Consider the following 11,746-nt stretch of genomic DNA (forward strand, 5'->3'; position numbering starts at 1 on the left):
AATTCCATTGTAATTTATATATCATAAACGTGATTGAGGCTTACAACACAATGTAGCCTATCGAATTTCAATAATTGGTTTTGTCGAAAGATGTTATTTTATGATACAATAATGCTTTGATTTGGAGTTGTTGACGGTTTGAATGTGAATGAGGTGCTAACGTGACGGAAGAAACGAAACAGTGGTACATGGAGTACAAGATACATAAAAATCGACCCGGACTGCTGGGAGACATTGCTTCCATGCTTGGTATTCTGGGGGTTAATATACTGACAATCAACGGTGTTGAAGGCGAAAGACGGGGGATGTTGCTTGAAACGGACGATGACGAGAAAATACGCATTCTCGGAGACACGTTAAAAAAAGCGAGTAACATTACAGTCACGGCCTTACGTGCTCCGAGACTGGTTGATATATTGGCAGTAAGACACGGCCGTTACATCGATCGGGATTCAGATGATCGTAAAACATTTCGCTTTACACGCGATGAGCTTGGGTTGCTGGTCGATTTTTTGGGTGAAGTATTAAAGAGGGACGGCAATCAGGTGATCGGTCTTCGCGGGATGCCGCGTGTGGGCAAAACGGAATCCATTATTGCCAGTAGTGTATGCGCAATGAAGCGTTGGACTTTTGTGTCTTCAACGTTACTACGACAGACGGTGCGCAGTCAGCTCTCTGAAGAAGAAATGAACCCAAACAATGTGTTTATTATTGATGGTATTGTCAGTACAATTCGGTCAAATGAAAGACATTATCACCTGCTTCAGGAAATCATGAGCATGCCAAGTACTAAAGTGATTGAGCATCCTGATGTATTTGTACGTGAATCAGGATACAGCTTTGAAGATTTCAATATCATTATTGAACTTCGCAATAATCCGGCTGAGGAAATTATTTATGATACCTTTACAGCCAGTTATACAGAAGATCTTTAAATAAGCGTAATTATACAAGGAGATGATGACATGTCAGAACTGGGTCAGCAATTAAAGGAGGCCCGGCTGCAAAAAGGATTGAGCCTTGACGATGTTCAGGAAATGACGAAGATACGCAAACGTTATCTGGAAGCCATTGAGACGGGCGATTACAAAGTGCTGCCGGGAAGCTTTTATGTCAGAGCTTTTATTAAAACATACGCTGAAACGGTCGGGTTAAACCCCGATGAGATTCTGGAAGGGCATCAAAGCAATGTGCCTGAACCTGAGCCGGAAGCAGTCATGGAGCCTGTTACACAGAAACGCTCCAGCCGTCCCGCCACGATTGGTAATCTTAAATGGTTGCCTACAGCGTTAATGTGGCTTTTTCTAGTTCTCATTGTTGGGGTTATTTATGCTTATTGGGTGAGCAACAACCATTCAACTCCAAAAACAGCAGAAAACACAACGCCGATTACAACACCAAGTACAACGCCAAGCACGTCTACTCCTGATACCACTACGACACAGCCGAACAATGGTCAAACGACGGCTCCAAATGGTGCTGGTGGGAAGACTCCTGATGCGGGGCAAACCGGACAAACTCAGCCAGATGGTACGGGGAATACGGATGCTACTACTCCAGATACTGGACAGCAGCCGGATACGACTACACCACAACAAGGTGTAACTGTGGCACAGGACGGCAAGCAAGGCAAGACGACGATTTTCAAAGTTTCCAGTGCAACGGGAGCCACAGCCAAGGTTGATATTAAAGCTACGGGTGAAAGCTGGCTTGAAGTGTACAAGGGACAAAATTCCCGTGGAGAAAAGCTGAGCTACGGTATGACTAAAAGTGGAGATGCCATGTCTTTCGATATTGGACCGGAAGGTTTATATATCAAATCAGGACGGTCTTCTGCCACAGATATTTCCGTAGCAGGTCAACCGATAACAGACAATAAATCGACTACACGTGTACTGATCCAGCAAGGAGAAGCTTCTTCGACCGGAACGAGTGCAGGAGTGACGGGTTCACCTGCAGATTCTATGACAGGTAGCAGTACGGATTCAACACAAAGTGGTACAGATTCTACAACTACTGATGGTGAATAAACGCCTTGGTGCAAGGAAATACTAATGACTGTAATTCCTGGAAAGGCAGTCATTTCATTTTCCGAAAAGTGAGGTGTATACGTTATGACCGTCAGCTGGATTGTGACTGGGCTCGGTATCATTGTCAGTTTACTGGGCTATTATCTGACACCGAATGCATGGGGCTATGGCATACTGGGCTTTGGTCTTGCTCACATTGTGCTTGGACTTTTGGATATGTTCCGAACTCCAACACGAAGCCATAATTAGATATTTTGACCATAATTGAAATAAAGGCGTTTTTGTCAGGAAAACTGGCAAAAACGCCTTTTTAGTCAACCGATTATTGGATTTTTGTAAATGACTAGCCTATAATTAGATATTGAACTTTGTTGTGGAAAGGAAAGTGAAACGATGGCTTCAGAAAATTCATTTGATATCGTCTCCAAAATGGATATGCAGGAGTTAACAAATGCGGTTCATCAGACGGAGCGTGAAATTGAAACACGATTTGATTTCAAGGATAGCAAAAGTAGCCTCAAGCTTGAGAAAGAAGCTCTTACGATTGCATCGGAAGACGAGTACAAGCTGAATGCGGTGATTGATATTTTGCAATCTAAAATGGCCAAACGAGGTCTGTCCCTTAAAAATGTGGAGTATGGCAAATTGGAACCCGCTTCTCTAGGTTCAGTGCGTCAGCGTCTTTCGCTTAAGCAGGGAATCGATCAGGATAATGCCAAGAAAATTAATATTCTTATTCGGGACTCCAAGCTAAAAGTCAAAAGTCAGATTCAAGGTGATCAAATCCGAGTGACCGGAAAAAACAGGGATGATTTACAGGCGATTATTCAATTGCTACGTAAAGCTGATTTGCCATTGGAGCTTCAATTTACAAACATGAAATAAAGCCGTTTTCCCTCATATATTTTGTAGGAAAAAACGTTGCTTGATGTGCGGCAGGTTATTTTGACATGCGTTTTGCGCCATATTATACTTGTAACGAAAATGCAGACAATTCAGGTGTATAGCGCTCATCGAAAGCGATTTACATAGGATTGAATTTAATCCGTAAACTGCCATTTGTAATCAAGTACGATAATCAGGGGAGAGTGTGTTGTGAATTTACCCAACAGAATTACAATAACGCGGATTTGCCTTATCCCGGTAATGATGCTGGCTTTGCTGGTGGACTTTGATTTTTATCCGCCGCCGATTGAGATCGGAGCTTTCAAGCTGCCGTATAATCAGCTGATTGCGGCTATCATTTTCCTTGTAGCAGCCAGCACGGATGGTCTTGACGGATATTTGGCACGTAAAAATAATATGGTCACCAATTTGGGCAAGCTGTTGGACCCCCTTGCTGATAAGCTTTTGGTAACCGCTATTTTGGTTTCCTTGGTAGAAATGGGGAAAATTGATTCATGGATTGTCGTTGTGATTGTTAGCCGTGAGTTTGCGGTTACGGGGCTGCGTCAGATTGCCTTACTGGATGGGTCTGTGGTTGCTGCAAGCAATTGGGGCAAATTAAAGACGATCATCCAGATCGTTGCTATTGTAGCGCTGCTCATTAATAATTTCCCGTTTGTTTTTCTTGGTATACCGTTTGATTTAATAGCGATATGGGCAGCAGTGTTGATCACCATTTATTCGGGTATTGATTATTTCGTGAAAAATATCCATTTGCTGAGCTCCTCCAAAGTTTAACAGGATAAATTTTATGGAAACAGCAATAGGGACTAAACTTATTGCTGTTTCTTTATATAATTCCCATAATATTCGCAGTACAGGAGGAAGAATTGATGAAAGCTGAAATAATTGCAGTAGGAACAGAGTTATTGCTCGGACAAATAGTGAATACAAATGCTCAATATTTGTCACAAGAGCTGGCTACAATTGGAATCGATGTATATTTTCAGACTGTGGTTGGCGATAACATAAATCGGCTTCAGGAAGCGATAAGAATTGCTCAGAAGCGTGCGGATATTATTTTGTTTTCCGGCGGTCTGGGGCCGACTCAGGATGATTTGACGAAAGAGGCGATAGCGGCTGTATTGGGGCGGAAATTGCACATAGATCGTCTTGCAATGGACAAGCTAGATCAATTTTTCCGTAACCGTGGGGTAGAAATGACCGAGAATAACCGCCGGCAGGCGCTTTCTATTGAAGGTGCTACTCCGCTTGAAAATGAGACAGGGCTAGCTGTGGGCGACGCGATTGCACAGGACGGTAAATTTTATGTAGTTTTGCCTGGACCGCCTAAGGAACTCAAACCCATGTTTGCAAACCAGGCGAAACCTTGGTTGCTTCAGCAGGCATTGAGCGGTGAGGAAATGCCAATTTATTCGAAAATGCTAAAATTTGCAGGGATCGGTGAGTCAGCTCTTGAAACCCATTTGTTAGATCTAATCCAATCCCAGACAGATCCCACGATTGCCCCTTATGCCAAGGAAGGGGAAGTCACGATCCGTATATCCACCAAGGCGGCCAGCGAAAGTGAAGCATTAATTAAGCTGACAGCTACGGAAGTAGAAATTCAGCAGCGTCTTTCGGAGTATATGTATGCAAGCGAGGATGTTGCGCTGGAGAAGGTTATCGTAGATCTAATGGCCAAACGCGAACTCACGGTGAGTGCGGCAGAAAGCTGTACAGGTGGAATGCTGATGGAACAGATTACTTCTATACCTGGCAGTGCTGCTATGTTTCAAGGTGGCATCGTGTGCTATTCCAATGAAATGAAGATGAAGTTACTCAACGTGCCTTATGATTATTTGGAAGGGGACCATGCGCCAGGCGCAGTGAGTAAGGAAGTAGCCCTTGTGCTTGCAGAGCAGGCGAGAATGATCATGGATAGCGATTTTGGACTTTCAGTTACCGGTGTAGCCGGGCCTGGGTATTCCGAACGGAAGCCAGTCGGTCTAGTGTATATTGGCATTGCTGAACGCGACAAGGAAACGGAAGTACATGAACTGAAACTGAGTGGCAACCGTGAAACAATCCGACTGCGATCAGTCAAAGCAATCCTGTACAGATTGTGGCGCAGGCTGGTAGAGAACGAGAAACTCTCTTAAACATCTATGTACAGTGTGACTCGTAGAGTTGTTTTAGATAGATATTCATGGTATAATCATCTTATCGGAAGAACCGTTGCAAAGCCTTTTGCCAGCGGTTCTTTTTTTGTTTTAAGAGACAGGTGTAATTATAGAAGAGAGTTGTACGAATAAAAAAAACGAATGTATGTTCGAAAAAATGCTTGGCAAGCGTGTCAAAACAAGGTATTATTAAAGTACAAACAATGAAGGATGTGAGTTTATTGTCAGATCGTCGTGCTGCGCTGGATATGGCGCTCCGTCAAATAGAAAAGCAATTTGGTAAAGGTTCCATTATGAAGTTGGGTGAGTCTACCCATATGCAAGTGGAAACGATCCCCAGTGGTTCGATTGCTTTGGATATTGCGTTAGGAACGGGCGGCTTTCCAAGAGGCCGGGTTATTGAAATATACGGACCGGAATCATCCGGTAAAACGACAGTAGCTCTTCACGCTATCGCAGAGGTGCAAAAAACAGGCGGACAAGCCGCCTTTATCGACGCCGAGCATGCGCTTGATCCGTCGTATGCAAGCAAGCTGGGTGTCAATATTGATGAGTTGTTACTATCGCAACCAGATACAGGAGAGCAGGCGCTTGAGATTGCCGAAGCCCTTGTACGTAGTGGAGCAGTAGACATTGTAGTTGTTGACTCCGTAGCGGCACTTGTGCCCAAGGCAGAGATTGAAGGCGAAATGGGAGATTCCCACGTTGGTCTTCAAGCACGTTTGATGTCTCAGGCATTGCGTAAGCTTTCTGGAGCTATTAATAAGTCGAAAACCATTGCTATTTTTATTAACCAGCTACGTGAAAAAGTAGGTGTTATGTTCGGTAACCCTGAAACAACACCAGGTGGACGTGCCTTGAAGTTTTACTCTACGGTACGTTTGGATGTTCGTCGTATTGAAAGTTTGAAAATGGGTAACGACATTGTGGGTAACCGCACACGTATTAAAGTCGTGAAGAACAAAGTTGCCCCTCCTTTCCGTCAGGCTGAGGTGGATATTATGTACGGTGAGGGTATTTCCAAAGAAGGTAGCTTGATCGATATCGGTACGGAGCATGACATTGTCGACAAGAGCGGAGCCTGGTATTCCTACGAAGGTGAGCGCCTTGGTCAGGGACGTGAGAATGCTAAACAATTTTTGAAGGAAAATCCGAATATTGCTAGTACGATCGAACAAAAAATTCGGGTGGCCAGCAATTTGATTACGACGGTTGCTCCGCCTACAGAAGAAGAGTTGGCACAGCAAGCGAAGGAAGAACAGGAATTGTTGGAGCTTGAATAAAGCTTGGTGAATCCTGGTTTGTGAACTGGGGCCAGGGTTATGGCACCGTCCGTTTGAATAGCATGATCCTGATGCCCTGCACAGTTGTGCAGGGCATTTTTGCATCAACTTAAAGTCTGCTTTGTCAGCGGAATCTAACTTTGCGTAGCAGGTGTTCAAAGGCTGCTTTCGTGAATTTCAAAGTGAGGGAAATATATTGCAGTTGGACGATGAAGATGAACACACTTCGGAAGCAAATAAGCAACAAGGGATTTCTCTTTTTCCGGATCATGAGGAATTGATGATTACTAGGGTAGAGCAGGGACAGGGACGCAAACGTGGAAGGTATATCATTCATTTTGGTCCGTATTCGCTGTCTGTATTAGAAGATGTAATGATCAAGTACAATATGTTCAAAGGAACGTCATTTGATAAAAAAGAACTGGAAGATATCGTTCTGGCAGATGAAAAGCAACAGGCTTATGTACTTGCGCTTCGCTATTTGGGGCGAAAGCCTCGCACACGTCAGGAAATTGCCCAACGTTTGTTACAAAAAGAACTGGATCAGTCTGTTATTGACGAAGTAATGGTTCGACTGCAAAGGGAACAACTCGTAGATGATGATTTATACGCCCGCCAATGGGCAAGGCAGCGCATAACTAGCCAACGTAAGGGGAAGATGTGGGTTAGGCAAGAACTTCGTCAGAAGGGCATCTCTAAAGCCTCTATTGGCGAAGCGTTAGGTGAGATCACCGATAATGAGGAGTGGGAGAGCGCTTTGACGGTCGGACGTAAGAAATGGAATCAGATACGTGGTGATATAATGGAGAAAAAAAGGAAAACCTACCCTTTTCTCATGAGACGCGGATATTCGGGGGATATGACACGCCGAGTGGTCAATCATCTCACTGCGGCCGAGCATGACGTTGCTTCAGATGACGAGGAATTGTTGCAGTGGGAGGAATAGTTGCTAAACGGCTGCTGAACCTTTGGCTAGTATGAACGGATAGGATGAGCTAGTTATTACAGGGAAAGCTGCATGGTAGTCTACTAATGTTTGCATTCCCTTGACAATGCCATTTGTCAAATAATAAAATATATATGAAACGATACTTGTGGAACGCCCTTTTTCCTTCCAAAAAAGCGGAATCCATGGGTGAGTTCTCATCGCCAAATAACAAGTGATGCCGCTATGCCAGGCGGAATTGTACATGTGAAAGCATGTGCATATGAAATGAAACGACCTTGTGTCGTTGTCTTAGTTTGACGATCAAAGTAAATGTGACAATTGCAAAAAGTCCCAAGGAATGCCTTGGAGGAACCAACGGGGAGGTGAACAGTATGATGACTGCGATCTGGTTCGTTCTCGTTGCTGTAGCCGCGTTATTCTTTGGGTTCGGGATTGGTTATTTTATTCGCAAATCTATTGCAGAAGCTAAGATCTCCAGTGCGGAAGAAGCTGCCGCGCAAATCGTGGAGAACGCGAAAAAAGAGGCAGAAGCGCTGAAGAAGGAAACGGTATTGGAAGCGAAAGATGAAATCCACCGCATTCGTGCCGAAGCTGAAAAAGAAACTCGTGAACGTCGCAATGAAATTCAGCGACAGGAACGAAGATTGCTGCAAAAAGAAGAATCGCTGGATAAAAAATTGGAATCGCTGGAACGCAAAGAAGAACAAGTGGCCAACAAAGAGAAACGAATCGATGAAACCCAGCAGCAAATTGATTTGATTTACAAGAGTCAGGTAACTGAGTTGGAACGTATTTCCAATCTGACGATGGAGGATGCAAGAAGTATTATTCTGACCAACGTAGAGCAGGAAGTTCGTCATGAAACAGCTCAGATGATTAAAGAAATTGAACAGCAGGCCAAAGAAGAAGCGGACAAAAAGTCTCGTGAAATCATCACACTGGCCATCCAACGCTGTGCGGCAGATCATGTAGCAGAAACGACGGTTTCTGTTGTCACATTGCCGAACGAAGAAATGAAAGGCCGGATTATCGGGCGCGAAGGCCGTAATATCCGTGCACTTGAAACCCTTACAGGAATCGACCTCATTATTGATGATACGCCGGAAGCTGTTATTTTGTCCGGATTTGATCCGATTCGTAGAGAGATTGCGCGTACTGCGCTTGAAAAGCTCGTAGCGGACGGACGGATACATCCGGCTCGTATTGAAGAGATGGTGGAAAAATCCCGTAAAGAGGTGGACGAACGAATCCGTGAGTATGGTGAGCAGGCCACCTTTGAGGTGGGCGTGCATAGCTTGCATCCGGATTTGATCAAGATCCTGGGACGTCTCAAGTTCCGTACGAGTTACGGACAGAACGTATTGAAGCACTCGATGGAAGTTGCATACTTGACAGGTCTGATGGCCGGGGAACTGGGCGAAGACGTTGTACTGGCAAGACGGGCAGGATTGCTGCATGACATCGGGAAGGCGCTGGATCACGAAGTGGAAGGATCGCACGTTGAAATTGGCGTGGAACTGGCGAAGAAGTACAAGGAACACCCGGTCGTCATCAACAGCATTGCTTCACATCACGGCGACTGCGAAGCGACTTCAGTGATCGCCATGCTGGTTGGGGCGGCAGATGCCCTGTCAGCAGCAAGACCGGGAGCGCGGCGTGAAACGCTAGAGACGTACATCCGTCGTCTTGAGAAGCTGGAACGCATCTCCGAATCTTTTGAAGGCGTTGAAAAATCATACGCGATTCAAGCCGGACGCGAAGTTCGTGTCATGGTACAGCCAGAGAAAATTGATGATGCGGAAGCATTCCGACTGGCCCGCGATATTACGAAAACGATTGAGAATGAACTGGACTACCCGGGACATATCAAGGTTACTGTCATACGCGAGACCCGTGCGGTAGAATACGCAAAATAAAAGCATTTCAATGAAAAGTGGCCGCTGCTTGTAGGGCCACTTTTCATTATGTAAGGCAGACTAGGGAGGGCTTTCTATCAACGTATTATTTATTGGAGACATCGTCGGCAGTGTAGGCAGAAAGGCATTGAGGGAGAATCTCCCTTCGCTAAAATCAAAATACAACCCGCATGTTATTATCGTGAACGGAGAAAATGCGGCTTCGGGAAGAGGAATTACCCCAGCCATCGCCAGAGAATTTTTTGATTGGGGCGTTCATGGGATTACGATGGGAAATCATACTTGGGACAATAAGGAAATATTTGATTTTATAGATGATGAGCCACGGATCATCCGCCCGGCTAACTTTCCACCAGGAACACCAGGCCGGGGGTATACCGTTGTAAAAGGTGGAGGTAAAGAGCTGGCTATTGTTAATCTGCAAGGTAGAACCTTTTTGCCAGCTATTGACTGTCCATTCCGTGCAGCAGATGAAATTGTCGATGAACTACGGAAAAAACATAAGCATATCCTAGTTGATTTTCACGCCGAAGCAACCTCGGAAAAAATCGCTATGGGTTGGCATTTGGATGGACGTGCTTCAATCGTGGTAGGTACGCACACACATGTACAGAGTAATGACGATACGATTTTGCCACAAGGAACTGCGTATCAGACAGATGCGGGAATGGTAGGTCCTTATGAGGGAGTACTTGGGATGCAGAAAGAGGCTGTGTTACAGAAATTCCAGACCCAGCTTCCGGTACGTTTTCAAGTGGACATGGGCAAATGGCACTTTCATGCCATCAGCGTAGAACTGAATGATAATGATGGAAAAGCCCGCAAAATTCAGAAAATCAGACTTAAAGAAGATGAATGGCGGATGGATTAACTTTTTTGTGAGCTACTTAAGGAAAGAATAAGGAAAACTGTCACCAAAAAGCAGGAATTATTTGCTGACCCTCGAATAACATCTAATAGTGGAATCAAACCATCATCATTCCCAGGGGAGGTACTTACTATGGATGTATTAAAAGTATCAGCAAAATCCAATCCCAATTCAGTTGCAGGCGCACTCGCTGGAGTACTGCGTGAACGCGGAAATGCAGAATTACAGGCGATTGGAGCGGGTGCACTAAACCAAGCCATTAAAGCGGTAGCCATTGCCCGGGGATTTGTCGCACCAAGCGGAGTGGATTTGATTTGTATTCCTGCTTTTACAGACATTGTTATTGATGGAGAAGATCGGACTGCGATCAAATTGATTGTAGAACCAAGATAATAAATGTAAGTTGCCTGAGCCTGTTTACGATTTGTAAACGGGCTTTTTTGCATTGTGAGTCTGTTACTATGATTTTTTAAAATAAATTTGTAGTGCTTCAATCTATAAATGGAGGTAAGATGCATGAATGATAAGCTAAAAGTGAATTGGCCTGTTGTTGACTTTCATTGTGATGTGTTATGTAAAATGCAGCTCGATGCGCAGATCGATTTCAGTCATCCATCGCTTGATGTCACAAAAGAACGTTTGCTAGAAGGTAACGTGCGGTTGCAAACGTTTGCTATATATATTTCACAGGTATTGGGCATGCCAAGATTTGAGCATGTGGTTCGTCAAATTGAGCTGTTCAGGCAGCATGTTACCTCTATCTCAGGTGGGTTGAGACCATTGCTGTGGAAGGAAGACTTGGCAATGTGTAAAAATACGTCCGCATTGCATCAGATGGAGCAAGTAAAACAGGTAGGAGAAGAGAAGCGCACGGAAAAGTTAACGTATGTGGCTGGTAATGGGACGGATCATACATGGGCACCTTGGGCTTTGCTCTCACTGGAGGGGGTAGATGCGCTGGAAGGGAACCCGTTTTATGCAGAATTGTGCTATGCCATGGGAATACGATTGATTGGGCTGACATGGAATTATGCGAACTGGGCGGCTGACGGCATTATGGAACATAGAGGAGGCGGGCTGACTAGCAAGGGGCGTGATTTGGTCAATCGCTGTAATGACCTGGGACTGCTGCTAGATGTGTCGCATTTGTCCGTACAGGGCTTCTGGGAGGTGTTGGAGGAGGCTGCTCTACCACCCATCGCCTCGCATTCGAATGCCTTTGCGAGATGTGCTCATCCTCGTAATCTACGGGATGAACAGATTCGTGCACTGATCGCTCGTAACGGACGGATTGGTTTGACCTTCGTCACGATGTTTCTCAAAGAGCAGGGTACGGTAACCGCTGAGGATCTGCTACCGCACATTGAGCATATTTGTTCATTAGGCGGGGAAAGGCATTTGATGTTTGGGTCTGATTTTGACGGTATCGAGCACCATGTGCAAGGGCTGGAGCACTCGGGTAAATATCCGGTTTTTGCAGAACTGCTGCTGAAGCATTACCCTGAGGAGCTAGTCAAGGGATGGCTGGGAGGACATGCGCTGGAATACCTGCAAACGAATTTGCCTTCCAAAATGTCTTCTTAAATAGCTATTTACTAGGAGTTATTATTGGCTGCGAATACCTTGACAAAG

Annotated in this window: 12 protein-coding genes; all 12 read left to right on the forward strand. The window is 45.0% G+C overall.

The annotated features are described in order from the left end of the window. Positions 1-161 precede the first annotated feature (161 nt). The 12 genes from ACWGXJ_RS10455 (at position 162) to ACWGXJ_RS10510 (ending at position 11,698) form a co-directional block, all read left to right on the forward strand. Positions 162-935 carry a DUF3388 domain-containing protein gene (locus tag ACWGXJ_RS10455; RefSeq protein WP_452566683.1) on the forward strand — a complete coding sequence of 258 codons (774 nt, stop codon included), beginning with the start codon at positions 162-164 and terminating at the stop codon, positions 933-935. Between the two features lie 30 nt (positions 936-965). Next, positions 966-2,030, forward strand: a complete 1,065-nt coding sequence (locus ACWGXJ_RS10460) for a helix-turn-helix domain-containing protein (protein WP_452566684.1) — start codon at positions 966-968, stop codon at positions 2,028-2,030. Between the two features lie 84 nt (positions 2,031-2,114). Then, complete coding sequence (locus tag ACWGXJ_RS10465; RefSeq protein WP_023988236.1) at positions 2,115-2,279, forward strand: hypothetical protein; 165 nt, start codon at positions 2,115-2,117, stop codon at positions 2,277-2,279. Between the two features lie 144 nt (positions 2,280-2,423). Beyond that, complete coding sequence (locus ACWGXJ_RS10470) at positions 2,424-2,915, forward strand: YajQ family cyclic di-GMP-binding protein (protein WP_013309953.1); 492 nt, start codon at positions 2,424-2,426, stop codon at positions 2,913-2,915. Between the two features lie 210 nt (positions 2,916-3,125). Then, the gene (gene pgsA, locus ACWGXJ_RS10475; protein WP_013309954.1) at positions 3,126-3,713 is read left to right on the forward strand and encodes a CDP-diacylglycerol--glycerol-3-phosphate 3-phosphatidyltransferase; all 588 of its coding nucleotides are present in this window, start codon (positions 3,126-3,128) and stop codon (positions 3,711-3,713) included. A 95-nt stretch (positions 3,714-3,808) separates the two neighbouring features. Beyond that, positions 3,809-5,077, forward strand: coding sequence for a competence/damage-inducible protein A (locus ACWGXJ_RS10480; protein ID WP_322159335.1), 1,269 nt, complete (start codon positions 3,809-3,811; stop codon positions 5,075-5,077). Between the two features lie 242 nt (positions 5,078-5,319). Continuing rightward, positions 5,320-6,381, forward strand: a complete 1,062-nt coding sequence (gene recA, locus ACWGXJ_RS10485; RefSeq protein WP_023988239.1) for a recombinase RecA — start codon at positions 5,320-5,322, stop codon at positions 6,379-6,381. 196 nt (positions 6,382-6,577) lie between these two features. Beyond that, on the forward strand, positions 6,578-7,327 hold the full coding sequence (locus ACWGXJ_RS10490) for a regulatory protein RecX (protein WP_452566685.1): 750 nt from the start codon (positions 6,578-6,580) through the stop codon (positions 7,325-7,327). Between the two features lie 374 nt (positions 7,328-7,701). Further along, on the forward strand, positions 7,702-9,246 hold the full coding sequence (gene rny, locus ACWGXJ_RS10495) for a ribonuclease Y (RefSeq protein WP_013309958.1): 1,545 nt from the start codon (positions 7,702-7,704) through the stop codon (positions 9,244-9,246). 76 nt (positions 9,247-9,322) lie between these two features. Beyond that, on the forward strand, positions 9,323-10,117 hold the full coding sequence (locus tag ACWGXJ_RS10500; protein ID WP_165176691.1) for a TIGR00282 family metallophosphoesterase: 795 nt from the start codon (positions 9,323-9,325) through the stop codon (positions 10,115-10,117). A gap of 129 nt (positions 10,118-10,246) precedes the next feature. Next, a complete protein-coding gene (locus ACWGXJ_RS10505; RefSeq protein ID WP_007430104.1) occupies positions 10,247-10,507 on the forward strand; it encodes a stage V sporulation protein S in 261 nt (86 codons plus the stop codon). A gap of 123 nt (positions 10,508-10,630) precedes the next feature. Beyond that, positions 10,631-11,698, forward strand: a complete 1,068-nt coding sequence (locus ACWGXJ_RS10510; RefSeq protein WP_452566686.1) for a dipeptidase — start codon at positions 10,631-10,633, stop codon at positions 11,696-11,698. Positions 11,699-11,746 lie beyond the last annotated feature (48 nt).

This window comes from Paenibacillus sp. S33 (genome assembly GCF_053615415.1).

Coding starts and splice junctions, on each gene's coding strand:
- ACWGXJ_RS10460 (WP_452566684.1), top strand. CDS start 966: ATGTCAGAACTGGGTCAGCAATTAAAGGAGGCCCGGCTGCAAAAAGGA.
- ACWGXJ_RS10465 (WP_023988236.1), top strand. CDS start 2,115: ATGACCGTCAGCTGGATTGTGACTGGGCTCGGTATCATTGTCAGTTTA.
- ACWGXJ_RS10470 (WP_013309953.1), top strand. CDS start 2,424: ATGGCTTCAGAAAATTCATTTGATATCGTCTCCAAAATGGATATGCAG.
- ACWGXJ_RS10480 (WP_322159335.1), top strand. CDS start 3,809: ATGAAAGCTGAAATAATTGCAGTAGGAACAGAGTTATTGCTCGGACAA.
- rny (WP_013309958.1), top strand. CDS start 7,702: ATGATGACTGCGATCTGGTTCGTTCTCGTTGCTGTAGCCGCGTTATTC.
- ACWGXJ_RS10505 (WP_007430104.1), top strand. CDS start 10,247: ATGGATGTATTAAAAGTATCAGCAAAATCCAATCCCAATTCAGTTGCA.
- ACWGXJ_RS10510 (WP_452566686.1), top strand. CDS start 10,631: ATGAATGATAAGCTAAAAGTGAATTGGCCTGTTGTTGACTTTCATTGT.